This window comes from Mesorhizobium sp. CCNWLY176 (assembly GCF_037153935.1).
In the GTDB taxonomy this organism is placed as follows: Bacteria; Pseudomonadota; Alphaproteobacteria; order Rhizobiales; family Rhizobiaceae; genus Mesorhizobium_M; species Mesorhizobium_M zhangyense.
In genome coordinates, this window is record NZ_JBBBDZ010000007.1 from 179,219 (window position 1) to 203,341 (window position 24,123).

Here is a 24,123-nt window from a genome sequence, read left to right on the forward strand (position 1 = left end):
ATGAGCAGCCCAATCATCGTATTCGACCTCGACGGAACATTGGTCGACACGGCACCCGATCTGCTCGAGAGCCTTAATCACAGCCTCGGCGCCGGTGGCGTGCCGCATACCGACGCGACGGGCTTCCGCAGCTTCGTCGGCCATGGCGGCCGGGTGATGATCGAGCGCGCTTTCGCTGCCAGCAGGACGCCGCTGCCGGTTGCAGAACACGACCGGCTGTTTGCGCTCTTCATCGACCACTATGGTGAAAACATTCCCGGCAAGTCCCTGCCCTATCCGGGCGTGCTGGATGCGCTCGATCGTTTCGCCGATGCAGGCTTCCTGATGGCGGTCTGTACCAACAAGACCGAAGGTTTTTCGCGCAAGCTTCTCGAAGCGCTCGATATGACCCGGTATTTCGCTGCGATCTGCGGCCAGGATACGTTCGCATTCCGCAAGCCGGACCCTCGGCATCTGACCGAAACCATCGCAATGGCCGGAGGCGATCGCGATCGCGCAGTGATGGTCGGCGATTCGCAAACCGACATCGACACGGCCAAGGCAGCCGGCATTCCGGTGGTCGCGGTCGATTTCGGCTATACCGATCGGCACGTACGCGAATTCGAGCCGTCGAAAATCATCTCGCATTTCGACGAACTGACGGTGGCGCTGGCCGACAAACTTATCGCGGCAGCAAACTGATCGGTGCCTTGACTTCGGTCATTCCCGTCCCTTATATCGCGGCTCGCTTGGCCTTCGGGCAACGAGCGGGCGATTAGCTCAGCGGGAGAGCACACCCTTCACACGGGTGGGGTCGCAGGTTCAATCCCTGCATCGCCCACCATACCCCTTGCCCGATTTTTCCTGATTGCGCTGACTTCAGCGTATCGTCAGCCAAAGCGTCCAAAGGACTGTGGCAAGCAACGGGTAGTTGCTTGCGAAGAGCCGCATGATCCAGCGGGCGGCGCCCGCTGTGTGGGACACCTGAAGTTTCAGAACTCGGTGTCGGCCTGGGAGACTTGCCGGATGCTCGGCGTACGCACTGCCTCGGTTTTTTCCAGAGCCGTCTTCAGATGCGCGTCGCGATCGTAGACGTCGCCGAAATACTCGACCTTGCCGTTCATTTCCGGCCAGGCCGTGAAATAGGCGACATAGACCGGAATCTTGCGCGTGACGCGCTCGGATGAATGCCCTTGCTTCAGCTTCTGGGCGATATGGTCGACCGTCGTGTCCAGCACTGCCGCCGCCATGCCCCGCGGGTCCTTCAACCTGACACAGCCATGACTGAACGCCCGCGAATCGCGGTCGAACAGGCTCTTCTGCGGCGTGTCGTGCATGTAGATCGCATGCTTGTTGGGGAACAGGATTTTCAGCTCGCCGAGAGCGTTGGCCTCGCTGGGGGTCTGGCGCACGCTGTAGGGAATTTTTGCGCCGTACTGTCCCCAGTTGATCGAAGACGACGGAATTTTTCGACCTTTCGAATCGGTCACTTCATAGCCGGAGCGGTCGAGATAACCGGGATCGCGGCGCAGTCTTGGCAGCATCTCGTTGACGATGATCGACTGCGGAACCCCCCAATAGGGATTGTAATCCACCTGCTCGATTTCATCGTAAAAGAAGCTTGTCTGATTGGTCGGCCGACCGATGACGACGCGCATCTTCAGCTTTTCCGTATCGCCGTCGATATAGCTTGCCGTGAATGCCGGCTGGTTGATGAAAACGCGGGGGCTGCCGAGATTGGAGGGCAACCAGCGCATCTGCTCCAGCGCGAAGAGCACCTTGTCGACACGATCCGCTTTGGACGTTCCGGCGAGTTCACCCACGGTGCGCGGCCCGATCACGCCGTCCGGCTTCAGACCGACCTTTTCCTGCGCCATCTTGATGACCGGCACCAGCTCGTCAACATAGGCCTCACTCGCGCCGAGCCGCGTAATGACCTCCGAATATTGGCCGATGTCGTCGGGATAGTCGCGGGCGATCAGCTGCAGCAGCTTCGGCAGTTCCGGGCTGCTTTGACCCGGCCGCAAGAACAGCTTCGGATCGACGACGATGTCGTTTTCCGAACTGGCTTCCAACGACTCAAGTTCGACGCGCAAGGCTTGGTATTCCGCGTTCTGCGGATGCCAGGATTCCAGATAGCTGTGAACTTCGCCGGTATGAGCCAGCGTCTTCAGGACGTTGACCATGTCCAGCGGCTTGGCCGGAAAATCGTGATATCCGGAAATCCTGTTCGGATCGACGCGGCCATTCTGCGCATCGCGAACATAGCGCAGCACGCGCGCCGAGAGCGTCATCTCAAAACGCATCAATTCGCGCTGACGCGCGGCCATGTCGTCGAGCGAATAGCCGGTGGCCGGTACCGTGACGGCATAGTCCGCCGCGTCCAGTCCATGGGTAGGCGCCTCGCCCAGAACCCGAACCGCATCCTGCGCGCGCGCGTTCGCGGTCGCACCGCTTACCCAGATGTAGTCGGGATTGGCCGCGTAGTAATCGGCAAGAGCCTTGGCGACGTCCTTTTCGGCGGAGAGGTCAAATCCATCCAGCCCGGCAAGGCCCTCCCGAAAGGAGGTCCCGCCCAACGACGGCTCGAACGATACCGGCTCTGCAGTCTTCGACACCGCGCCGAAGTCGACGCGAACGAGCGGATCGGCCTTGTAGGTGTAATAGGTCGGACCCGTGATCTTCGCCACCGGGGCAGCAGCTGCCGTACGCTTGGGCTGAGGAACTCGCCTCTCGGCGCGCGGCGGCGGCGGAAACTCTTCCCTCTGCATGCGCTGCACACGCCCGCCACCAAACAGCGCATCGAACAGTCCCTGCGCATTTGCAGGTGCGCCGAAAACCAGCGAGGCGGCAAGAACCGTGATCGGCAGCGCTGCGGTTCTTTTCAGAGAGAAGATCATTGATTATCCATCTCCGCCCGAACTCCGGACGGTTTCCCCGTTTTCTCGCCGCGCCGAGAAAAATCGGCTCGTCCACTGCCGATGTAGGGCGCGACTATACCGATTCATACCGATTTCGTTAAGGGAAGATAAATTTCGGCAACGTTGTTGCCTTGCAGCTTCACAAGGGCGTGAGCAAAGCCGGAACGCATCGGTCGCGATGCTGAGCGGTGACTGCTAATGGACGGAGGCTGGCTGGCGCGGCTGTTCCACGAAACCCACCGCTTCCGCCACGACAGTCTGGTCGGACAATATGCGGCGATGCCCGAGGTTTTCAGCCCACAAAAGCCTGACATGGTCGCCGGCAGCCGCAAGCGTCTTGGCGTCTGACGCCGGCACTTCCGCATCGTTGGGCGCATGGATGACCAATGTCGGTATCTGCATTTGCGCGATATATCTGGATGCGACGAACTCGGCCATCGGATGACCGGAGATTCGCTTGATCTGATTATCGAGCGCGCGGGCCGATTTATCCCCGACATTCGTATGCCTGCGAAATCCATTGAGCACATCCGTCAGCGCATTTGGCGCTGCAATCATGACCAGGCGTTCCGTCGGCAGAGGCGCAGTGCCCTTGATCATGCCGGAAGCCGCGCACGCTGCGACCGCGCCGCCGAAGGAGTGGCCGACGACGGCAGCGAACGGGCCGAACCATTGAGCCGCTGCCACTGTGGCTTCGACAGCCAAAGCCATGTTGAGCCTGCGCCCTGTCGACCCGCCGTGACCCGGCAGATCGAGCGACATCACCCGAAAGCCCGCCTTGCGGTAGCCCTCGATGAGCGCGCGCATATATTCGGTGCGCGAGCGCCAGCCATGGATGACGAGCACGGTCGCGGTCGCAGGATGGTGCTCGGGGCGAAATTCATGAACGCTTACGCATCCCGAGCCGACTTTCAGCCGATGGTGCCGCGCCTCCGCCATGAAGCCTCTGGCGGCTTCGACAGCGCGCCGCTCGCCCGCGCTCAGCTTTTTCGGGTCAGGCGTTCGGCAGAAGAGTTCAAACGCAGCGCGTCCGCCCAATCGCGGTGCTATATGCTCGGCAGCACCGAACACACCCCGGATGACCTTCAAACCAATTGATGCCATATTGACGATCCGACCAACGGTTCAACTGTGAACATAATAGTTCAAACATGAACAATAAACAAGACCTTCCCTGGGACAATCCGCGATTCCGCAACTGGATCGCGCTGGTGCGCGCCGAAAAGGCCGTCGTGGCTGCCTTGAGCAAGGCGTTGCAGCCGCTCGACCTGAAGCTCGCGCAGCTCGACATGCTGATGAACCTCTATCGGCACCCTGGCATGTCCCAGCATGATCTTGCCCGCAAATTGCTGGTCGGACGGTCGAACATTACCATGCTCTTGCCCCAGTTGGAAAAGCGCGGCCTGCTTACCCGCGAAAACGACGCCAAGGACAAGCGGATCATGCGGCTGACCCTCACCGGCGAGGGAGAGACGCTCCTGATGGACGCGCTGCACATCTACAACGGGCTGATCGAGACGGTGATGGCCCAAACCTCTCCGACCGAATGCGACCGCATGGGCGCTATGATGAACCGGATTTCCGAGTTGATGAAAACCGCCTGAAGCCGGTCGATCCGCCTACCACATGCTAGCTTTTGCGCGCTCGGGCCACTCGCGATCATATTTCTCGCCATCGATGTTTTTCTGGCTCGTCACCGCGAGTATCTGGCCTGGTGTCGGCAGCGACTTCGGGTCGACGTGCTTTTCCGGGTTCCACAGTTCGGACCGGACGATCGCCCGCGCGCACTGGAAATAGACGGCCTCGACCGCAATAACCGTCACCGAGCGCGCCGGCTTGCCTTCGACCGTGAAGGACGCGCAAAGCTCGGCATCCGTGGTGATGTAGGCTCGGCCGTTTACCCGCAGCGTCGTGCCCGAACCGGGAACCAGAAACAGCAGCGCCACCCTGTCATCGCGGATGATGTTCTTCAGCGAATCGGCGCGGTTGTTGCCACGCCGGTCGGGCATCATCAGCGTCCGCTCGTCATGGATGCGCACGAAGCCGGCGAGATCGCCACGCGGCGAACAATCGAGACCTTCAGGCCCGGTCGTGGCAAGCGCTGCGAAGGGCGACGCTTCGATGAAGGCCGCATATTCGGGAATGATGTGGTCGAGTTCCTTCACCAGCGAGGTCTCGCCGGGCAGGCCGTAGAGCGCTTCGAGCTGTTCGACGGTGGTGATCTTCGACATTCCCAAACCTCCGATTTCTCTCGCGCCGTTATCCGAGTTCGGTGACGTTTTTGCGACGCTATCCCCGGCTCATGCCCTTTTGCTGAAGCTCCGCGAGATAGGCATTCCAGCGCTCGTCTTTCTCGTGGCCCAGCGTGTGCAGGTAGTTCCAGGTGAAGATGCCGGTGTCGTGCGTGTCGTCGAAGATTATGCGCACCGCATAGTTGCCGACCGGCTCGATCCGGGAAATCGCCACGTTGCGCTTGCCCGGCACGGTCACCCGCTGTTCCGGCGAGTGCCCCTGCACTTCCGCGGAGGGCGAGGCAACGCGCAGCAGTTCGGCCGAAAGCTCGAACGGATGGTGGTTGGGAAACGTCACCGTCAGTGTCCGGCGATCCTTCGATACTCTCAGTTCAGTTGGCGCCGTCATCGTCCTACCCTTGTTTCGGCCCCTTCCCTACGCGCCTTCGGGTTCACCGAAAAGGTGAAAAAGCTATGCCACAAAGCCGACATTGCGGCGTCGGCTACGGAGATGTTACCAAAGACCGATATCACCTACCTTGAATGACGGGTACGAATACACGACATTCAGGGCAAGAGCCGTCGCGCTGACGGCATTGGGAAACGCCATCGCATGAACATGATCGATCCATTCGGGCGCACGATCAGCTATCTGCGCGTGTCGGTCACCGACCGTTGCGACTTCCGCTGCACCTATTGCATGGCGGAAGACATGACCTTTCTGCCCAAGAAGGATCTGCTCTCGCTCGAGGAGCTCGACCGGCTGTGCACCGTCTTCATCGAGAAGGGCGTGCGCAGATTGCGGTTGACCGGCGGCGAACCGTTGGTGCGCAAGAACATCATGCATCTGGTGCGCGAGCTTTCGCGCCACCTCAAGAGCGGCGCGCTTGAAGAGCTGACGCTGACCACCAACGGTTCGCAGCTTGCCCGCTTTGCCGGCGAGCTCGCCGATTGCGGCGTCAAGCGCATCAACGTCTCGCTCGACACGCTCGACCCGGAAAAATTCCATGCCGTCACCCGCTGGGGCCATCTCGACAAGGTGATGGCCGGCATCGATGCCGCCCAGGCTGCCGGGCTCAAGATCAAGCTCAACGCGGTGGCGCTGAAGGGCTTCAACGACGCCGAACTGCCCGAAATGCTGCGCTGGGCCCATGGCCGTGGCATGGACCTGACCGTCATCGAAACCATGCCGATGGGCGAGATCGATCTGGACCGCACCGACCAGTATCTGCCGCTGTCGCTGCTGCGCGCCGATCTCGAGCGCCAGTTCACGCTGACCGACATTCCCTACAAGACCGGCGGCCCGGCGCGCTATGTCGAGGTTGCCGAGACCGGCGGACGGCTCGGCTTCATCACGCCGATGACGCATAATTTCTGCGAAAGCTGCAACCGCGTCCGGCTGACCTGCACCGGCACGCTCTATATGTGCCTCGGCCAGGAAGACGCCGCCGACCTGCGCGCGCCACTGCGCGCCTCGGAAGGCAACGAGCTTCTCTCCAGCGCCATCGACGAAGCCATCGGCCGCAAGCCCAAGGGCCACGACTTCATCATCGACCGCCGCACCAGCCGCCCCGCCGTCTCGCGCCATATGAGCGTTACCGGCGGGTGAAGGTGTCCTCTTCCCTTCTCCCTTGTGGGAGAAGGTGGATTGGCGCGCAGCGCCACGACGGATGAGGGGTGCTGGACGGAGTGATCCTTTCCAGGAAAGACCTGCAGGCTACCCGCTCATCGTCGCGTTCCTTCCAACACCCCTCATCCGACCTCCCCTTCGGGTAGGCCACCTTCTCCCACAAGGGGAGAAGGAGAGGCGCACTTCATCATCGCCACGCCTGCTTTCGCATCTGGCCATTGTCAAAGAACTCCCTCTACGAGGGTGGGAAGCGGGGCGCTTGGCCGTGCCTTCCTAGTGTAAATACGTGGCGCAGCTTCCGCGCCCCGCTCGGTGTCTGTCCCGAAGTCGGCCGGTCACAACGCCCGCTCCATGTACATTCCATGGACAAGACGCCGCGGGTTCTCCGCATCCTGCGCGATCTGCCCTTGATCCTTCCGCCGCAAGCTTGTCGCCTGCAACTTCCAGCCAGGGCATGCGGCCGCAGGACGCCGGCCTGTGTCGGGCCCTCGGGTTCCTGGCTACCACACCAGGGCGGGAGGTCACCGCCGCTCCCCCTTGATCCCGGTTCCAGAACCCGGTCCCGCAAGAGCGATGGGGGGATTATGCAGGCGGTGTTTTGGGGTGAGGAAAGATTGGGCGTGAAAAAATGTATGGGGTGAGTGGAAACAATGGGTTATGTGGAAATTGGGTGAAAATCTTTCCCACAGTTTCCGCGAGTTTTACCGTCCACAGTTCTGCACCGCTGTAGCCTTTATCGATGTTCCGGCATGGATCCCCGGGCTCTTCGCCCTTCGCTTCGCTCGTGCTGCGACCCGAGGATGACGAGCTTGTTATTTGCGCGTCTGCAAATCACCAACGCTTGAGATCAGCGGCAAGCCTAAATGCATCCGTCATTCTCGACCTCGTGAGCGAGGAACGAGCGGTGTCGGGAATCCATGCCTGAACGGCAAACCCGAGCCTGTGGTACAGAACAAGCGCAACGGAATGCCTACCGTCAAAGCAAATGCCACGAAATGTCGTGCCAATGTGGATTGTGTTCCTCGATGAGGTTGATCTTCCACTGACGTGGCCACTTCTTGATCACCTTCTCACGGGCGATGGCATCAACGACCAGATCGTATTCGTCGAACCACACAAGGCGCATGACACCATAGCGTGCGGCGAATTTCGAACCGGTTCCGGTCTGGTGCTGCAACAAACGACCGGCAAGGTCTGACGTGACACCGACATACAGCGTCCCGTTCTTCTGTGAAGCGAGAATGTAGACATACCCCCGTCTGCCCATATCGCCGAGTGTAAAGCCACAGCTTTGCGGAGCAAGGGCGTCTACTCTCTTACCGTTGCCCCATCGTCCACCGTCGCTACTCCGTCCCAACCTCCACATGCCACCATTTCGGCCGTCCGCCTCGGTTGGTGTGATAGGTGGGCATCAGCTCTTTCGCTGCGGGCTTGTCGAAGGCTCCGAGCAACAGGGCGACAACCGGCTTGTCGTCGATGGCGCCGAGGGAGCTGCCGCAGGTGGGGCAGAAGGCGCGGCTGGAATAGTCCGACGAGCGATAGACGGACGGCTTGCCGACGGGTCCGGTCCACGCCACCCGATCGCTTGGGAACTCGACCCAGGGCGCCGTCAATGCGCCGGTGTGGCGCTGGCACATGCGACAGGAGCAGGTATGCGGCTTTTCAGCCGGGCCGGTCGCCTCGAAGCGAACGGCGCCGCAAAGGCAGCCTCCAGTGTATAGCTTCGGTTTCTTCGCTCGCTCTTTCATCAGCCCCCCACGGCAAAGTCCGCAATCATAAACCCGGTGCGGAATCTCAGACTGGATCGGTTCTGATCGAGTCTCAAGCCATGAACAAGCCGAATTGATCGCGCACCCAGCCGCTGGACGGCAGTTGCCTCAGTTCGCTGTGGCCCGCTCCGCCTGCTGCCGCGCGACCACTTCCAGATAGGCCGCCTGCAGCGTCTGGCGCACGGTCGGGCCAGAGATGGTGTTCGGTGCGCCAAGCTGCTCGACGCGCAGCTCGGCCATGAATTTCTCCCACATCGGCAGACCGCCCTCCTCCAGAAGCCGCGCGCGGATGCTGAGATCTTCGCTGACGGGGAGCCATTTGCGGCCCCAGGCGCCGAGGTGGGCCATGATCGGCACCAATTCGATCGCCTTCTCTGTCAGGCTGTAGATGGCCTTCTGCTTGTGGCTCGGGTCGTCGGTCTTGGTGAGCATGCCCTCTTCCAGCAGCATCTTCATGCGGTCGGCGAGGATGTTGGACGAAATGCCCTCTTCCGACCGCAAAAGCTCGCGAAAGTGGCGTTTGCCGCCGAAGATCATGTCGCGAAGGATCAGCAGGCTCCATTTGTCGCCGAACACTTCGAGCGAGAGGTTAATCGGGCAGCCCGAGCGATGAGCAGCGTCCATCAAAAAATTCTCCGAAAAACCGGTTGCAATTCCATAGCAGTGCAATTATCGTTCAACTGGTTGCTAAATACAATCACTATTTGATGCACCGGCGCGAGCTGACGGTCGACGGGAGAAAGCGATTCCATGTCACTCACCTATCATTTCCATCCCCTCGCCTCCTTCTGCCACAAGCCTCTGATCGCGCTATACGAAAACGACACCCCGTTCGAGACGGTGCTGGTCGATCTCGGCGACGAAAGCTCCAGCGCGGAGTTCAGGGAATTGTGGCCGGTCGGCAAGATGCCGGTGCTGCGCGACGCCGCCCGCGACCGCGTCGTGCCGGAATCGACCATCATCATCGAGTATCTGGACCGGTATTATCCCGGCGCGGTGCGGTTCGTGCCCTATGACCCTGAAGAAGCCTGGCGCACCCGCCTCTCCGACCGCTTTTACGATCTCTATGTGCAGGAGCCGATGCAGAAGATCGTCGTCGACCGCATTCGCCCGGCAGGCCAGCACGATGGTTTCGGCGTCGAGCAGGCGCGCGCAACGCTTCGAACCGCCTACGGCATGATCGAGCGCGACATGGCCACGCGGACATGGGCGATGGGCGAAGCCTTCACCATGGCCGACTGCGCTGCAGCACCCGCGCTGTTCTATGCCGACAAGGTCGAACCTTTCGCCGTTACGCACAGGCACATGGCAGCCTATTTCGACCGGCTGCTGAACCGCCCTTCCTTCGCCCGCGTGCTGAAGGAGGCGGAACCCTATTTCCATATGTTCCCGACGCAGAACCTGAACTGAAACCGAAAGGAAACAGACATGGAACCGCACAAAATTGTTCCGCACAGCGAATGGGTGGCGGCACGCAAGCGCCTGCTCGCCCGCGAAAAGGAAATGTCGAAGGCGCGCGATGCGCTGAACGCCGAACGCCGGGCCCTGCCGATGGAACGGGTCGCGAAGGACTATGTCTTCGACGGCCCGAACGGCCGGGTAAGCCTTGCCGACCTGTTCGAAGGCCGGCGCCAGCTCCTCATCTACCACTTCATGTTCGACCCGGAGTGGGAGAATGGCTGCCACGGCTGCACCAGCTTCGCCAACAGCCTGCCGGATCTGTCCGAGCTGCATAAACGCGAGACCACGCTGGCCATGGTCTCGCGCGCGCCTTTCGGGAAGCTGGCCGCCTACAGGCAGAAGATGGGTTGGACGGTGCCGTGGTATTCGTCCTTCGGCAGCGACTTCAACTATGATTTCCATGTCACGCTGGACGAAAACATCGCGCCCATCGAGATCAACTACCGCGGCAAGGCCGAGTTCGAAGCCGCGAAAGGCGCCTGGGACCAGTGGGGCACCGAACTGCCGGGCCTCAGCGTCTTCCTCCGCGACGAAGGCCGGATCCTGCACAGCTATTCGACCTATGCACGCGGGCTGGAGCCATTGGTGCCGGTTCTGCACTATCTCGACCTTGCACCGCTGGGTCGACAGGGCTCGTAAGCCAGCGAATTCAAATCCATATCGGGAAGATGAAATGACCGACTCAAAGAAGAACGGGCGCGCTACCTTTGTGCTCGTGCATGGCGCATGGGCGGGCAGTTGGTCGATGATGCGGGTTGCCGATCTGCTGACGGCCAAGGGTCACCGTGTCTTCGCGCCGACGCTGAGCGGGCTTGGCGAGCGTTCGCACCTTGCAGGACCGGACATAAACCTCACCACCCATGTCAACGACGTCGTCAACGAGGTGCTGTGGAAGGACCTCGATAATATCGTGCTGGTCGGGCATTCCTATTCCGGCATCGTCATAACCGGAGTGGCCGAAAGGATCAGCGAGCGCATTGCCTCGATCGTCTATCTCGACGCGTTCATACCCGCAGACGGCCAGTCCTTCGCCGATTTCGCCGAAGGCTGGGAACTCGTCGGCGAAACGATCCCCGCTCCGCCGACCTCAAAGGGCGACTATCTTGATGAAAAAGACCGCGCCTGGGTCGACGCCAAAGCGACGCCGCACCCAACCGCATCGCTGAAGGAAAAGCTCCGCGTTACCGGCGCCTACCAGCGCGTACCGAAGAAAACCTATATCCAGGCCACCGGCTGGGAGAGCCCGTTCGGCCAGACCGCTGAGGCTTTGGGAAAGGACCCGAGCTGGACCGTCAGGCAGGTCGCCTGCGGCCATGATGTCGGCATCGACAAGCCGCAGGAACTGGCTGACCTTCTGGTCGAAGCTGCCTAGACCTGCGAAAGCGCAGCTTCAGGCTTCCTTCCTTGTTTGAGCCTTCGCCCTGCTGCCCGCCGGCGCTTTCTTCGCCTTCTTCTTGGCCTGATTGAACTCGATCGCGGCGCGGACGAGGTTTTTCAGAGCGTTCTCATCGATCGTGTCGCCCTCGAAAACATCGATCGCCCGCCACACCTTGCCGTCGAAGCCCGCGTTGAAGAGCTTGTCGGGGTCCGGGAGGCTCGCACCGTGGGAAAAGGTGAGCTTCACCTTGTCCTTGTGGGCGTTGCCGACAGCGATAATGCCGTCGCGGGACCATACCGGGCTTCCCATCCACTTCCATTCCTCGATGATCTCTACGTCGGCCTCGAGGATGCTCCTGCGGAGGCTGGCGAGCGTCTTGCCGCGCCAGTCGTCGAGTTTTGCGATCAACTGATCGATCTGTTCGGATGGAGTCATTGGATTTATGTCCTCGAATTCCTGCCCCGCTCATGGTCACGATAGTCGCCATTGTGGGGTAAATTCAAGGAACGACCACCACGCCAAGCCGACCCTGCTGCCTGCCGCTCGTGACAGCAGGAAAATTTAGCCGGCAAACCTCCGTTCGTGACCTCTTGCAACGGCAGCGTTGGCCGAACCTCCCCGGTGGCCCAGCGCTTTGCCATTGCTGTTTAGGCACCGGATGTTACATCCTGTGCCTAACGATAAAGAATCGGAAACGCCTTGGCACTCTCTCCCAACCTTCGCGGCGCCATGTTCATGGTGGTGTCGATGGCCGGGTTCACATGCAACGACGCGTTGATCAAGCTGGCGTCGATGCACATGAATTTCGGCCAGGTGATCCTCGTGCGCGGATTGTTCGCGACGGCGCTGATCACCCTGCTTGCCTGGCATCAGGGCGCGCTGAAGATGCCGCGGCTGATATTCCACCCGATGATCGGCCTTCGCGTGCTGGGCGAACTCGGCGGCACGATTTTCTTCCTGATCGCACTCCAGCATCTGCCCATAGCCAATGTCTCCGCCGTGCTTCAGGCTCTGCCACTCGCGGTGACGATGGGCGCGGCGCTGTTTCTGGGCGAAGGCGTCGGCTGGCGCCGCTGGCTGGCGATTGTCGCCGGCTTTGCCGGCGTCATGATCATCGTGAGGCCGGGCTTTGAGGGTTTCAACATCTTCGCATTGTCGGCGCTGGTCTCGGTTGCCTTCTGCGCCTTGCGCGACCTGGCGACCAGACGCCTGCCGCCGCACGTTCCATCGCTTCTCGTTTCCGCAGTCACCGCCACGGTGATCATGCTGTGCGGCGCAGTGCTCATAACCCCGCTCGGCGGCTGGACGCCGATGGAGTTCGAATACGTCGCCCTGCTCGGTCTTGCGGCAGTGCTCGTCCTGTTCGGTTACCAGTTCGTCATCATGTCGATGCGCACCGGCGACATCTCCTTCATCGCGCCATTCCGCTATACCGCGCTGCTCTGGGCGATCGTGCTTGGCTATCTGATCTTCGGCGACGTCCCCGACATTGCCATGATCGTCGGCGCGAACATCATCGTCGGTTCCGGCCTCTATACGCTCTACCGCGAACAGGTCGCCGGAAAAACCGCGCCAGCCGCGCAAAGCACAGGCCCGGCAATGGCGCCGGACGGCATCTAGGCTCGGGATATGGCGGCAGGCTTCCTGAACAAGGCGACGCCGCCGCATGTCTTCACGCTGGTGACGGCAGCAGCAGCCAGCACGCTGTCGATGAACGTCTTCCTGCCATCCCTGCCCGGCATGGCCAGGCATTTCGACGCTGAATATGCCGTCGTGCAGCTGGCTGTTTCGCTCTATCTCGCCGCCACCGCCATCCTGCAACTGTTCATCGGGCCGGCATCCGATCGCTTCGGCCGGCGGCCGGTGATGCTGTTCTGCTTCGCGCTTTTCATTCTCGGCACGGTCGCGGCCCTCTATGCGCCGACGATCGAGCTGCTGCTTGCCTGCCGCCTGCTTCAGGCGAGTTCGGCAGCCGGCATGGTGCTATCGCGCGCCATCGTGCGCGATACCGTCGAGGCAGCCGAAGCGGCGAGCAAGATCGGCTACATCACGATGGGCACCAGCCTGGTGCCAATGATAGGGCCGATTATCGGCGGTTTCCTCGACGAGTTCTATGGCTGGCATGCTACCTTCCTGCTGATGCTTGCGGCAGGGTTGTTCGCCTTCGCCATCGTCTGGCTTGATCTCGGTGAGACGAACCGGCAGAAATCGTCGAGCTTTGCCGCGCAGTTCCGCACCTATCCGGAAGTTGTCGGCTCGCGGCGCTTCTGGGGCTATACGCTGACGGCCGCCTCCACATCCGGTGCTTTCTTCGCCTTTCTCGGCGGCGGGCCTTACATCTCGTCGGAAATCCTGCACCTGACGCCATCGCAATACGGACTGTATTTCGCCATCGTTTCGATCGGCTACATGCTCGGCAACTTCATGTCGGGCAGGTTTTCGCGAACGGTCGGCATCAACCGCATGATGCTCTACGGCAATGTCGTGACGGTACTGGGCATGATGCTGTCGATCGCGCTGTTCTGGTCCGGCTACAACCATCCGTTGTCGCTGTTCGGCCCTGTCTTCTTCGTTGGCGTTGGCAACGGCGTTACGCTGCCCAACGCCAATGCCGGCATCGTCAGCGTCAGCAGCCATCTGGCGGGCTCGGCGTCCGGCCTTGGCGGCGCGCTGCAGATCGGCGGCGGCGCGGTGCTTGCTGTGGTCGCAGGTGCGCTGCTGACGCCGGAGACCGGCCCCTACCCGTTGCTTTGGGTCATGCTGCTTTCGGCGCTGGCAGGCACGCTGTTCACCCTTTATGTGATGTGGGTGTCGCGGCATCCGGGCAAGGAAGCGTGAGTGTGCAGGAAGATATTGCGGGATTGATTCTTTCAGGCGGCCGCGCGACGCGCATGGGCGGTGGCGACAAGACGCTGCGCCCGCTGGGCGGCGGAACGATCCTGTCGCAGGTGATCTCGCGGCTTGCGCCACAGACCGGACGAATGGCGATCAGCGCCAATGGCGACCCGGCGCGACTTGCCGGTTTCGGGCTTCCGGTCATTGCCGACACCGCAGGCGCCGGGCCTCTGGCCGGGATTCTGGCGGGCATGAAATGGGCAAGCCCTGCCGCCACCCATATTCTGACGGTTGCCGGCGACACGCCCTTCTTCCCCGCTGATCTTTGCGAAAAGCTCGATGCAGCCAGAAAGGGCGAAGCGGCCCGCATTGCGGTGGCATGCTCGGACGGAGAACAGCACCCGACATTCGCGCTGTGGCCCGTTACGCTGCACGACGAGCTTCTCGTCTTTCTCGGCGGGCAGCATAAATTCCGCGTGCGCGCCTTCATCGAAAGCCATGATTTCGTCGAGGTCGATTTTCCGATGCTGGACGTGGCCAAAAAAATCGTCGATCCCTTCTTCAACATCAACACCCCCGGCGAACTTCAGGAAGCCGAGGCGATCGTGCGGGCCATGATTTGACACAGCGCGTATTCGGCATCACCGGCTGGAAGAATTCGGGCAAGACCACGCTGACCGAAAGGCTCGTGGCCGAATTGACCGCGCGCGGCTGGCGCGTTTCCACGGTCAAGCATGCGCATCATGCGTTCGACATCGACAAGCAGGGCACAGACAGCTTTCGCCACCGCGCGGCAGGCGCCGGCGAAGTTGCCATCGTGTCGGGCAAGCGCTGGGCGTTGATGCATGAACTAACCAGCGAGGATGAGCCCTCACTCGACGCCATACTGGCGCGCCTTTCGCCCTGCGACATCGTGCTGGTCGAGGGCTACAAGCGCGAGGCGCACAAGAAGATCGAGGCGCGCCGGCTGGAAGCGAAAGACACGGCACCGCTGTCGGCCAACGATCCTAACATCGTTGCCATCGCCGCCGATCATCCGGTGTTGGGAGAACGCCTGCCAACATTCGGCATCGACGACATTGCCGCGATAGCCGATTTCATCGAAACCACGACCGGCTTGAAAAAGCTGACGTAACGTCATGTCCCGGCAGCGATTTATGCTGCCGGAATGAACTTGCGTACACACCGGCAAGTTGACGTAAAGTCGTTTGCCGGGGGCGTATTTGCAGTTGCTTTCTTGCTGAAAACAGACGCAGTATCGCGCTCTGCGGGCCACCGGGAGGCGGCCCTGGACGACGCCGCAACCATCAGCGGCGGGCAACAACAGAGAGGAACATCATGCGTATTCTTATGCGTGTCGCGCTTGGGGTATCGGCAATCGCGCTGGCAATCGGCGCAGCCCAGGCCCAGGAAAAGACCATCAAGATCGGCACCGAAGGCGCCTATCCGCCCTTCAACAACCTGACCGCCGACGGCAAGCTGGAAGGCTTCGACATCGATATCGCCAACGCGCTGTGCGAAGAGATGAAGGCCAAGTGCGAATTCGTGACCCAGGACTGGGACGGCATCATCCCCGCCCTTCAGGCCGGCAAGTTCGACGCCATCATCGCGTCCATGTCGATCACACCGGAACGCCTGGAAAAGGTCGACTTCTCCGCCAAATACTACAACACGCCTTCGGCCATCGCCGTCCCCAAGGACAGCGACATCAAGGGCGTGACCAAGGAAGACCTCGCCGGCAAGACGATCGGTACGCAGGGCTCCACCACCCACTTCAACTATGCGGAAAAGACCTTCACCGACGCAACGGTCAAGGCTTACCCGACCGCCCAGGAATATCAGCTCGATATCGCCAATGGCCGTCTCGATGCGGTGGAAGACGACATCGTCGTTCTGTCGCAGTGGCTTGATTCTGCTGACGGCGCCTGCTGCAAGCTGCTGGGCCAGCCCTCGCCGCAGCCGGTCGAGATCTTCGGACAGGGCGCCGGCATAGCGGTCCGCAAGGGCGATGCCCTGGCAGCCGAATTCAGCGCTGCGATCAAGGCGATCCGCGCCAACGGCAAGTACAAGGAAATCAACGACAAATACTTCAAGTTCGACGTCTACGGCGCCGAATCCTGATCCGATTGAAGCGCGAGGGCGGCCAAATCGCCGCCCTCGCCTTTTAGACAGAACAGGAGACTGGCGCGCGGATGGAAAACGTCTGGACGCTGCTCAGCTGGGGACCAGAAGGTTGGAGCGACGACATCGCCTGGGGCGTTCTCGTCACGGTCTCGCTCGGGCTCGCCACGCTTCCGGTCGGTCTGCTCATCGGCTTTCTGGTGGCGCTCGCCAAGCAGTCGCCCGAACCGTCGCTGCGGATTGCCGGCAACGTCTACACCACCATCTTCCGCGGCCTGCCTGAACTGCTGACGCTGTTCCTCGTCTTCTATGGCGCGCAGATCGGCTTGCAGCAGTTGCTTCATCTGATTAGTCCCGGCACCAATATCGAGATCAACAGCTTCGTTGCCGGCATGGTGGCGTTGGGCGTGGTCTTTTCGTCCTATGCCAGCGAGGTTTTTCTCTCGGCCTTCCGCGCCATCCCGCAGGGGCAGTATGAGGGCGGCTATTCGATCGGCCTTTCCAAGGGCCAGACGATGCGGCTGGTGGTTCTGCCGCAGCTGATCAAGATTGCGCTGCCCGGCCTCGCCAATCTCTGGCTGATCCTGCTCAAGGACACGTCGCTCGTCTCGGCCATCGGCCTTGCCGACATATTGCGCCAGAGCGGCATTGCCGCGCGTGTCACCAAACAGGCTTTCCTGTTCTTCGGCTTCGCCTGCATGATCTATCTGGTGCTGGCGATCATCTCGTCCTTCGGCATCAATGCCATCGAGCGCTGGGCCGGGCGAAGGGAGGCGCAGCGATGAGCGCCGTCACCGAAACCAGCACCGACGTCGACCGCCCGCCGGCCATTCCCAGGCCTTGGACAGCCGCGCGCATAACGGGACATGTCTTCATCGTGCTGTGGCTGATGCTCGGCGTCGCCATGGTGGGTTATCTCGTCAACGCCTGGAACCCGGACCTTTTCGAAAAATATGCGCCCTATTATCTGTCGGGGCTGCTCGTCACGCTGCAGCTCGTGGCGGTCTCGATCGTACTCGGCGCGCTGCTTTCGATACCGATCGCCTATGCGCGCATGTCGAAGAACAAGCTGCTGAACGCCCTGGCCTATGCCTATGTCTATTTCTTCCGCGGCACGCCGCTGCTGGCGCAGACTTTTCTCATCTATTACGGCCTCGGCTCGTTCCGGCCGCAGCTTGAAGCCATCGGCCTCTGGGTCTTCTTCCGCGACGCGTGGTATTGCGCGGTCTTCGCCTTCTCGCTGAACACCGCCGCCTACCAGGCCGAGATCCTGCGCGGCGCCATCCAGAGCGTGCCTAAGGGCCAGTGGGAGGGCGCGGAATCGCTCGGACTGCACAAGTATCAGATCCTGCGCAAGATCGTGCTGCCGCAGGCGCTGATCGTGGCGCTGCGTCCCTATGGCAACGAAATCATCCTGATGATCAAGGGCTCGGCGATCGTGGCCATCATCACCGTCTACGACCTGATGGGCGAGACGCGCCGCGCCTATTCGCGCACCTTCGATTTCCAGACCTACCTCTGGGCGGCGCTGATCTACCTGTCGATGGTCGAGACGCTGCGCCACGGCATCGAATGGATCGAGCGGCGCATCACCAAACATTTGAAGCGCTGAAATCGGCCGGCACGCCGCAATTTTATTGACGCAGCGGCAATTCCCTTTACGACGGCTTCACCACTGACGCCTATGCTTGGCGTCATACGGGGTGCAGCGGCCGAATGGCTTTTCAGATCGATCTCAACACGTTGATGCTTTGCTCGATGCTGGTGACGGCAACCTGCGGGGTGCTGTTCCTGCTCGAGGCATGGCGGCGGCGCGAAATCGCCTCCAGCCTGTGGTGGGGCATCGGCTTTGCCTGCTCGACCGTTTCGCTCCTCTTCTACATCGCCTCGTCGGCCCCTCACCTCGATTGGCTGGGTCCCGTCGGCAATGGTTTCGTCGTGGCAACCATGTCCTTCATCTGGGTTGGCGCGCGCTCCTTCAATGGGCGTTCGAGCGCGGTTGTTCCGGCACTCGCCGGACCTTGCCTGGTCATCTTGGTGCCGCTCCTGATGTCCCGGCCGCTCGAAGCCTGGAGCGGCGCAGTGCCGTTTTTCTTCGTGTTCTCGTTCTTCAGTCTGATGGCCGGCTTCGAGTTCTGGCGCGGCGGCGGGGTCAATCGCTACCAGAACGCCCTGATCCTGGCCGTGACCAGCAGTTTCAACGGCATCTACTATGCCGGGCGCGGCGGGGTGCTCTGGCTGACGAGCCCGGACCATCCGTTCTTCACTGCCTATTTCGGTTCCAAGGTGGCCACCATCGAGGTGATGCTGCTTATCCTCATTTCCAGTTTCAGCCTCGTTGCACTCGGCCGCGAACAGATCGAAATGGCACTGCGCCGCGCAGCCACGCATGACGGGCTGACCGACGTTCTCAACCGGCGCGAGTTCGTCCAACGGGCGGAACAGTCGTTGCAACGCCTTGCAGTCACCCGTGCGCCGGCGACCGTGCTGATCATGGATCTCGATTTCTTCAAGAAGATCAACGACACCTACGGCCACCCCGTGGGCGACCAGGTGCTGGTTATGTTCGCGGCCATGGCCAAGAGCACAATTCGCGGGAGCGACCTTCTGTGCCGCCATGGCGGCGAGGAGTTCGTCGTCTTCCTGCCCGGCGTCGGCCAGAGGCGGGCGATCGATATTGCCGAGAATATCCGCGCGCGCTGCGCCGAGATCGCGATTGTCACCGAACGCGGCACGCTGCGGCCGACCATCAGCATAGGCGTTGCATCCGCCCCCTTCTCCGAACGTGATCTGCCATCGTTGATCGCAGAGGCCGACGAAGCCCTCTACCTGGCCAAGTCCGAAGGCCGCAACCGCGTCGCCACGGCTGCCTGAGCCAATCCTTCATCCTTGACGAATCCGCTTGATGGCATAGACCTGACGCTAGCAGTTGGAACAGTTTTGAAGAGGTAGAAATAATGGCGTCAGTGGCATTCCTGGGACTTGGCGTGATGGGTTACCCGATGGCAGCGCATCTCAAGAACAAGGGCGGACATGACGTCACCGTCTACAACCGCAGCGTCGCCAAGGCGCAGAAATGGGTCGGCGAGCATGGCGGCAGCCACGCAGTAACGCCGCGCGAGGCAGCCAGGGACAAGGATTTTGTTTTCTCCTGCGTCGGCAATGACGACGACCTGCGCAGCGTCACCATCGGCCTGGACGGCGCCTTCCAGTCGATGAAGAAAGGCGCGATCTACATCGACAACACCACCGCCTCGGCGGAAGTCGCGCGCGAACTCGGCGAGAAAGCATCGGCGCTCGGCATCTCCTTCCTCGACGCGCCGGTTTCCGGCGGTCAGGCCGGTGCAGAGAACGGCGCGCTGACCGTCATGGTCGGCGGCGAACAGGACGTCTTCGACAAAGCCAAGCCAGTGATCGACGCCTATGCCAAAATGGTCGGGCTGATGGGCCCGACGGGTGCCGGCCAGCTCACCAAGATGATCAACCAGATCTGCATCGCCGGACTGGTTCAGGGCCTGGCCGAAGGCATCCATTTCGGCAAGAAAGCCGGGCTCGACATTGAAAAGGTAGTCGAAGTTATCTCCAAGGGTGCCGCCGGCTCCTGGCAGATGGAAAACCGCCACAAGACGATGAATGCCGGCAAATATGATTTCGGCTTCGCCGTCGACTGGATGCGCAAGGACCTCGGCATCTGCCTCACAGAAGCCGACCGCAACGGCGCATCGCTTCCCGTCACGGCACTTGTCGACCAGTTCTACAAGGATGTGCAAGGCATGGGCGGCAAGCGCTGGGACACGTCCTCGCTGCTGGCACGACTGGAGAAATAGGCGCACCATGGCGACGCCCCTGCCCGATCCTTCCTGGACTACGCAGGATATCGTCGCCCATCTGAAATCACTCGGCACCGAAGAAAACCGCGCCGGCATGGCGCGGTTCGGCATCGATATCGAAACAGCGCTCGGCGTCGGCAACTCCGATCTGCGGCCGCTCGCCCGCCGTATCAAGCGAAACCACGAGCGCGCGCTGGCGCTCTGGGACAGCAGCTACCGCGAAGCGCGGCTGCTGGCAGGCTTCACCGACGAGCCGAGCAAGATCACCATCGAGCAATGCCGCCGCTGGGCCGGTGACTTCAATTCGTGGGAGATCGTCGATGGCATTTCCGATCTGTTCGTCGAAACGCCGTTCTGGCGCCAACTGATCGAGGAGTTCTCGGTCGACGAGCGCGAATTCGTCCGCCGCACCGCCTTTTCCATGCTCGCCTGGGGCGCGGTGCATCTCAAAAAGGAACCGGATGCCACTTTTGCCGCCTATCTGCCGCTGATCGAGCATCATTCTACCGACAGCCGGAACTTCGTGAAGAAAGCCGTCAACTGGGCTTTGCGCCAGATCGGCAAGCGTTCGCCGAAACTTCATGGCCATGCTCTCGCGCTGGCGAAAAAACTTGCCGCCTCGACCGACAAGACCGCACGCTGGATCGGCAAGGATGCGGTAAAGGAATTGACCGACCCGAATATCTTGGAGCGCCTGCATGCCAAGGCCGCAGCCAAGTGACCACACGAGGTCCATCACGGCTTTCTGCATTGACCCGCCCCTTGCCTGACGGTTTTATGCACCGGATGAATGGGGAGCACTATTGGTGAAAACGGTTTTCAGATTGGCCTTGCTGGCGGGTATCGCCCTCGCTGCCCCCTATGCGAACGCCGCCTCGCCGGCCACGACCATTTTCTGGAAAGATCTCCGGCCAGCCGGGCAACAGGCCGCCGAAGGCCCGGGATTGCCGATGGTCGCTGCGAAAATGCCGGACCATGGCGAAACGCTGTCAACAAATCTGGACGGAAAGACGGTGACGCTGACCGGCTACGCGCTTCCGGTCGATCGCGATGGCGACCTTGTCTACCAGTTCCTGCTCGTCCCCTGGACCGGCGCGTGCAGCCATATGCCAACACCGCCGCCGAACCAGATCGTTCTCGTCACCATGCCCAAGCCCTACAAACTGGCGAAAGCCTACGAGGCCGTATCGGTAACCGGCACGCTGAAGCCCGGCATGGAGAAGAGCCAGCTCTTCATTCTCGATGGCGTCTCGATCGTCCAGTCCGGTTACAGTTTCAGCAAGGCGGATGTCGCATCGGCCGAAACCGTGCCGGATGCGGTTGTGGTGCCGCAGGCCAACCCGTGGAGCTTCATGAAGAAGTGAAGCACGGCCGGGAGGCGCGAACCTCCCGGCAAGCTGTCATCAAGCGGCGTTGGAGCCGGATTCCTTGTCCAGCACCATATAATCCAGCGGCAGTTCGGTCGTGTATTTGATCTGCTCCATCGCGAATGCCGACGACACGTCGCGAATCTCGATCTTGGCGATGAGCCGCTTGTAGAAGGCGTCGTAGGCCGAAATGTCCGGCACCACCACGCGCAGCAGATAGTCGACATCGCCGCTCATGCGATAGAATTCAATGACTTCCGGAAATTCCTGAATGACCTCCGAGAAGCGCCGCAGCCATTCGTGGCTGTGCGAATTGGTGCGTATCGACACGAAGACGGTGACGCGCGTGTTGATCTTTTCCGGATCGAGGATGGCTACGCGCCGCTTGATGACGCCCTCCTCCTCGAGCTTCTGGATGCGCCGCCAGCAAGGCGTCGTCGACAGGCCCACCTTTTTTGCGACATCGGCGACGGCAAGTGTCGCGTCTTCCTGAAGAAGGCGAAGAATTTTTCGATCAAGGCGGTCCATGACGGCTCCGTTAGAAAATTATTCCGCCATAATCTCCCTAACGAAAGCGTTTCACAAGAAAGGAATTCTCCAGGGACCGGGAATTTTCGCAAAGACATTGCCGGAATATCAGGAAATGCGATGCCGGATTTCCGATTTGAGAACAGGCAGCAATTCCATTTCAAACCACGGATTCTGTTTCAACCACCCCGTATTGCGCCAGGACGGGTGCGGCAGCGGGATGACGCGCGGCATCGTCGAAGCGTCGTGGATGGCGCGCCAGTCCCTCACTGTTTCATTCAATGACGCCCTGCGCGTCGCGGCCAGATGCCAGCTCTGCGCATAAAGCCCGATCGCAAGAACAAGATCGACCTGTGGCATGAGATCGATCAGCTTCCTTCGCCAGGCGGGCGCGCATTCGCGGCGCGGAGGCAGATCACTGCCCTTGGCATCCTGCCCCGGAAAGCAAAAGCCCATCGGCACGATGGCGAAGTTGCGCGCATCGTAGAACTGGTCGCGCGTCACGCCGAGCCAGTCACGCAGCCGGTCGCCCGAGCGATCGTCGAACGGCAAGCCGCTGGCATGAACCTTCGTGCCCGGCGCCTGCCCCGCAATCAGGACGCGGGCAGACGTGGACGCCACCACGACCGGCCGCGGCTCATGCGGCAAGGGCCGGCCAAGCGGCTGCTCGACGCAGATGCGGCAGGCGCGGATTTCCGCAGTAAGCCGGTCGAGTTCGGCAGGCATGGATCAGGCTTTGGCGCTCGGCCGGGCAGTAATCGCCTGATACCAGCGGACGACATTGGTCAGTTCTTCTGGGACGGCGATGCGCGCCGGCTTCATGAAGTCCACGGCAATCATGCCGGTGATATCCGCAATGGAGAATTCCTCGCCGGCAGCAAATTCGCGATCGGCCAGTTCCCCGTCGAGAATGGTGAGGAATTCCAGGACCTTCGGTTTGTTTGCTTCACCCCATTCGGGAACCTGCGGGACTTCCCATTCCTTCATCGCCGGGTGGATGTGGCGGAACGCCTGCGCCACGCAGTTGAGCAGATTGAACTCCATGCGCCGCTGCCACATCTCGACCCTGGCCTTGCCGAGTGCGCCGCGTCCGAACAGCGCCGGCTCGGGGTGAAGCTCCTCGAAATAGCGGCAGATGGCGACGGATTCGGTAAGAATCGTGCCGTCGTCGAGTTCGAGCACAGGCAGGCGCTGCAGCGGGTTGCGCCGGGCGACCTCGTCGCCCTTATGTCCCATTGCACCCATATCGATGGGCACCAGCGGCACCTCGATGCCCTTCTCGGCCAGGAATACGCGGACCCGCCGCGGATTGGGCGCGCGCCCGCCATCATAAAGTTTCAATCCAACCTCCCTGTCTGTCAGGCTTGCGATTATAGCGTGGCTTCACGACAATCGAAGCATCTCCCTCAACCAATTGAGCATCGAACCTGCGCTGCCGTGATGCGGCTCCACCGGCATGCGATGCGTGTCGCGCCACTCGCGCGGACGCTCGAACGTGCCGGCCCAGATACCCAGGCCCTTCTGGCGCGCTGCCCGTTCCAGATCGTCGTAGTCGCCATAGGCGACCGCCCACCCCTGCTCCACCTGCGCGCGGTTGAGATCGACGCCGCCGGCCGTGCATACGCCCAGCAGCCGGTTGTAACGGTCGCGCTCCCAGCCCGAACAGGAAACGGATTTGCCCGCGACAAGCCGCGCAAGCGCTTCGCGAGAGCGCCGGCCGCAGGGATAGTCGGCGCCGTCCTTCTGGCAAACTTGAGTATATTCCGGTGCGTCGATGCCGCGCAGGCGGATGCGCTCGGCGCCGAGCGTGATCGAATCGCCATCATTGACGATCGCCGAGCCGGTGGCCTGACGGGTTTCGACCCGGTCGAGGCGCGCAACGACGAGGACAATCAGCCCGAGAATCGCAAAGGCGAGGCAATAGTCCAGAAACTTCCGGAATGGGCTGCGTGGCGGCGTGTAGCGCCGCCTGCGCGACCAGTTCCGCGACATTCGAGTCATATGGCAAACAAACTCTTAATCATTCCGGCCTAGTCTGCGGCTTGTAATCATTTGCTCGCGTAAGTTGAAGAC

29 protein-coding genes and 1 tRNA gene are annotated in these 24,123 nt (G+C 61.3%); 18 read left to right on the plus strand and 12 right to left on the minus strand.

Annotated elements, in window-relative coordinates; all coding sequences use genetic code 11:
• Entirely contained in the window at nucleotides 1–681 is a 681-nt protein-coding gene (locus tag WBQ96_RS14030; protein ID WP_091912646.1) for a phosphoglycolate phosphatase, read from the plus strand.
• A gap of 67 nt (nucleotides 682–748) precedes the next feature.
• Nucleotides 749–823 (plus strand) — tRNA-Val (locus WBQ96_RS14035).
• A gap of 148 nt (nucleotides 824–971) precedes the next feature.
• Here WBQ96_RS14035 and WBQ96_RS14040 read toward each other — a convergent pair.
• Nucleotides 972–2,879, minus strand: coding sequence for a L,D-transpeptidase family protein (locus WBQ96_RS14040; RefSeq protein WP_336550744.1), 1,908 nt, complete (start codon nucleotides 2,877–2,879; stop codon nucleotides 972–974).
• 216 nt (nucleotides 2,880–3,095) lie between these two features.
• Nucleotides 3,096–4,004: an alpha/beta hydrolase gene (locus tag WBQ96_RS14045; RefSeq protein ID WP_336550743.1), complete on the minus strand. Its 909-nt coding sequence runs from the start codon at nucleotides 4,002–4,004 to the stop codon at nucleotides 3,096–3,098.
• Nucleotides 4,005–4,051: 47 nt separating this feature from the next.
• On the opposite strand from WBQ96_RS14045, the gene WBQ96_RS14050 reads away from it, so the two are divergent.
• Nucleotides 4,052–4,504, plus strand: coding sequence for a MarR family winged helix-turn-helix transcriptional regulator (locus WBQ96_RS14050; protein ID WP_336550742.1), 453 nt, complete (start codon nucleotides 4,052–4,054; stop codon nucleotides 4,502–4,504).
• Nucleotides 4,505–4,519: 15 nt separating this feature from the next.
• On the opposite strand, the gene WBQ96_RS14055 is transcribed toward WBQ96_RS14050, so the two are convergent.
• Both WBQ96_RS14055 and WBQ96_RS14060 read right to left on the minus strand, forming a co-directional pair.
• Nucleotides 4,520–5,131 carry a pyridoxamine 5'-phosphate oxidase family protein gene (locus tag WBQ96_RS14055; RefSeq protein WP_336550741.1) on the minus strand — a complete coding sequence of 204 codons (612 nt, stop codon included), beginning with the start codon at nucleotides 5,129–5,131 and terminating at the stop codon, nucleotides 4,520–4,522.
• Nucleotides 5,132–5,189: 58 nt separating this feature from the next.
• Nucleotides 5,190–5,540 carry a gamma-butyrobetaine hydroxylase-like domain-containing protein gene (locus tag WBQ96_RS14060; RefSeq protein ID WP_119817405.1) on the minus strand — a complete coding sequence of 117 codons (351 nt, stop codon included), beginning with the start codon at nucleotides 5,538–5,540 and terminating at the stop codon, nucleotides 5,190–5,192.
• A gap of 204 nt (nucleotides 5,541–5,744) precedes the next feature.
• Between WBQ96_RS14060 and moaA the strand changes: the two genes are divergently transcribed.
• On the plus strand, nucleotides 5,745–6,740 hold the full coding sequence (gene moaA, locus WBQ96_RS14065) for a GTP 3',8-cyclase MoaA (protein WP_165113213.1): 996 nt from the start codon (nucleotides 5,745–5,747) through the stop codon (nucleotides 6,738–6,740).
• Nucleotides 6,741–7,737: 997 nt separating this feature from the next.
• Here moaA and WBQ96_RS14070 read toward each other — a convergent pair.
• From WBQ96_RS14070 to WBQ96_RS14080, 3 genes are all read right to left on the minus strand, one after another.
• Nucleotides 7,738–8,028 (minus strand): GIY-YIG nuclease family protein, encoded by a 291-nt coding sequence (locus WBQ96_RS14070; RefSeq protein ID WP_336550740.1) that lies wholly within the window; start codon nucleotides 8,026–8,028, stop codon nucleotides 7,738–7,740.
• 76 nt (nucleotides 8,029–8,104) lie between these two features.
• Entirely contained in the window at nucleotides 8,105–8,509 is a 405-nt protein-coding gene (locus WBQ96_RS14075) for a GFA family protein (protein ID WP_336550739.1), read from the minus strand.
• 129 nt (nucleotides 8,510–8,638) lie between these two features.
• Entirely contained in the window at nucleotides 8,639–9,154 is a 516-nt protein-coding gene (locus WBQ96_RS14080; RefSeq protein WP_165113209.1) for a winged helix-turn-helix transcriptional regulator, read from the minus strand.
• 126 nt (nucleotides 9,155–9,280) lie between these two features.
• On the opposite strand from WBQ96_RS14080, the gene WBQ96_RS14085 reads away from it, so the two are divergent.
• The 3 genes from WBQ96_RS14085 to WBQ96_RS14095 are packed head-to-tail and all read left to right on the plus strand — an operon-like array spanning nucleotide 9,281 to nucleotide 11,363.
• The gene (locus WBQ96_RS14085) at nucleotides 9,281–9,940 is read left to right on the plus strand and encodes a glutathione S-transferase family protein (RefSeq protein WP_336550738.1); all 660 of its coding nucleotides are present in this window, start codon (nucleotides 9,281–9,283) and stop codon (nucleotides 9,938–9,940) included.
• An 18-nt stretch (nucleotides 9,941–9,958) separates the two neighbouring features.
• The gene (locus tag WBQ96_RS14090; protein ID WP_336550737.1) at nucleotides 9,959–10,630 is read left to right on the plus strand and encodes a DUF899 domain-containing protein; all 672 of its coding nucleotides are present in this window, start codon (nucleotides 9,959–9,961) and stop codon (nucleotides 10,628–10,630) included.
• Nucleotides 10,631–10,664: 34 nt separating this feature from the next.
• Nucleotides 10,665–11,363 (plus strand): alpha/beta fold hydrolase, encoded by a 699-nt coding sequence (locus WBQ96_RS14095; protein ID WP_336550736.1) that lies wholly within the window; start codon nucleotides 10,665–10,667, stop codon nucleotides 11,361–11,363.
• 18 nt (nucleotides 11,364–11,381) lie between these two features.
• Here WBQ96_RS14095 and WBQ96_RS14100 read toward each other — a convergent pair whose 3' ends face one another.
• Nucleotides 11,382–11,804, minus strand: coding sequence for a DUF1801 domain-containing protein (locus WBQ96_RS14100; protein ID WP_336550735.1), 423 nt, complete (start codon nucleotides 11,802–11,804; stop codon nucleotides 11,382–11,384).
• A gap of 264 nt (nucleotides 11,805–12,068) precedes the next feature.
• Between WBQ96_RS14100 and WBQ96_RS14105 the strand changes: the two genes are divergently transcribed.
• The 11 genes from WBQ96_RS14105 (at nucleotide 12,069) to WBQ96_RS14155 (ending at nucleotide 21,519) form a co-directional block, all read left to right on the plus strand.
• Nucleotides 12,069–12,989 (plus strand): DMT family transporter, encoded by a 921-nt coding sequence (locus WBQ96_RS14105; protein ID WP_336550734.1) that lies wholly within the window; start codon nucleotides 12,069–12,071, stop codon nucleotides 12,987–12,989.
• Between the two features lie 9 nt (nucleotides 12,990–12,998).
• Nucleotides 12,999–14,207, plus strand: a complete 1,209-nt coding sequence (locus tag WBQ96_RS14110; protein ID WP_336550733.1) for a multidrug effflux MFS transporter — start codon at nucleotides 12,999–13,001, stop codon at nucleotides 14,205–14,207.
• A gap of 2 nt (nucleotides 14,208–14,209) precedes the next feature.
• Nucleotides 14,210–14,827, plus strand: a complete 618-nt coding sequence (mobA, locus tag WBQ96_RS14115; protein WP_336550732.1) for a molybdenum cofactor guanylyltransferase MobA — start codon at nucleotides 14,210–14,212, stop codon at nucleotides 14,825–14,827.
• Nucleotides 14,824–15,339 (plus strand): molybdopterin-guanine dinucleotide biosynthesis protein B, encoded by a 516-nt coding sequence (gene mobB / locus WBQ96_RS14120; protein ID WP_336550731.1) that lies wholly within the window; start codon nucleotides 14,824–14,826, stop codon nucleotides 15,337–15,339. Before mobA ends, mobB begins: the two co-directional genes overlap by 4 nt.
• Before the next feature lie 203 nt (nucleotides 15,340–15,542).
• The gene (locus tag WBQ96_RS14125; protein ID WP_336550730.1) at nucleotides 15,543–16,325 is read left to right on the plus strand and encodes an ABC transporter substrate-binding protein; all 783 of its coding nucleotides are present in this window, start codon (nucleotides 15,543–15,545) and stop codon (nucleotides 16,323–16,325) included.
• Nucleotides 16,326–16,396: 71 nt separating this feature from the next.
• Nucleotides 16,397–17,110 carry an ABC transporter permease gene (locus WBQ96_RS14130; RefSeq protein ID WP_336550729.1) on the plus strand — a complete coding sequence of 238 codons (714 nt, stop codon included), beginning with the start codon at nucleotides 16,397–16,399 and terminating at the stop codon, nucleotides 17,108–17,110.
• Nucleotides 17,107–17,937, plus strand: a complete 831-nt coding sequence (locus WBQ96_RS14135; RefSeq protein ID WP_336550728.1) for an ABC transporter permease — start codon at nucleotides 17,107–17,109, stop codon at nucleotides 17,935–17,937. Before WBQ96_RS14130 ends, WBQ96_RS14135 begins: the two co-directional genes overlap by 4 nt.
• A 104-nt stretch (nucleotides 17,938–18,041) precedes the next feature.
• Nucleotides 18,042–19,199 carry a GGDEF domain-containing protein gene (locus tag WBQ96_RS14140; protein ID WP_336550727.1) on the plus strand — a complete coding sequence of 386 codons (1,158 nt, stop codon included), beginning with the start codon at nucleotides 18,042–18,044 and terminating at the stop codon, nucleotides 19,197–19,199.
• Nucleotides 19,200–19,282: 83 nt separating this feature from the next.
• Complete coding sequence (locus WBQ96_RS14145) at nucleotides 19,283–20,152, plus strand: NAD(P)-dependent oxidoreductase (RefSeq protein ID WP_336550726.1); 870 nt, start codon at nucleotides 19,283–19,285, stop codon at nucleotides 20,150–20,152.
• 7 nt (nucleotides 20,153–20,159) lie between these two features.
• A complete protein-coding gene (locus WBQ96_RS14150; RefSeq protein ID WP_336550725.1) occupies nucleotides 20,160–20,876 on the plus strand; it encodes a DNA alkylation repair protein in 717 nt (238 codons plus the stop codon).
• Between the two features lie 82 nt (nucleotides 20,877–20,958).
• A complete protein-coding gene (locus WBQ96_RS14155; RefSeq protein WP_442920830.1) occupies nucleotides 20,959–21,519 on the plus strand; it encodes a DUF3299 domain-containing protein in 561 nt (186 codons plus the stop codon).
• 39 nt (nucleotides 21,520–21,558) lie between these two features.
• Here WBQ96_RS14155 and WBQ96_RS14160 read toward each other — a convergent pair whose 3' ends face one another.
• From WBQ96_RS14160 to WBQ96_RS14175, 4 genes are all read right to left on the minus strand, one after another.
• A complete protein-coding gene (locus WBQ96_RS14160; RefSeq protein WP_091912597.1) occupies nucleotides 21,559–22,050 on the minus strand; it encodes an Lrp/AsnC family transcriptional regulator in 492 nt (163 codons plus the stop codon).
• 108 nt (nucleotides 22,051–22,158) lie between these two features.
• The gene (locus tag WBQ96_RS14165) at nucleotides 22,159–22,776 is read right to left on the minus strand and encodes a uracil-DNA glycosylase family protein (RefSeq protein WP_442920829.1); all 618 of its coding nucleotides are present in this window, start codon (nucleotides 22,774–22,776) and stop codon (nucleotides 22,159–22,161) included.
• Between the two features lie 3 nt (nucleotides 22,777–22,779).
• Complete coding sequence (locus tag WBQ96_RS14170) at nucleotides 22,780–23,391, minus strand: glutathione S-transferase (protein WP_336550723.1); 612 nt, start codon at nucleotides 23,389–23,391, stop codon at nucleotides 22,780–22,782.
• Nucleotides 23,392–23,433: 42 nt separating this feature from the next.
• Nucleotides 23,434–24,042, minus strand: a complete 609-nt coding sequence (locus WBQ96_RS14175) for a thermonuclease family protein (RefSeq protein ID WP_336550991.1) — start codon at nucleotides 24,040–24,042, stop codon at nucleotides 23,434–23,436.
• Nucleotides 24,043–24,123 lie beyond the last annotated feature (81 nt).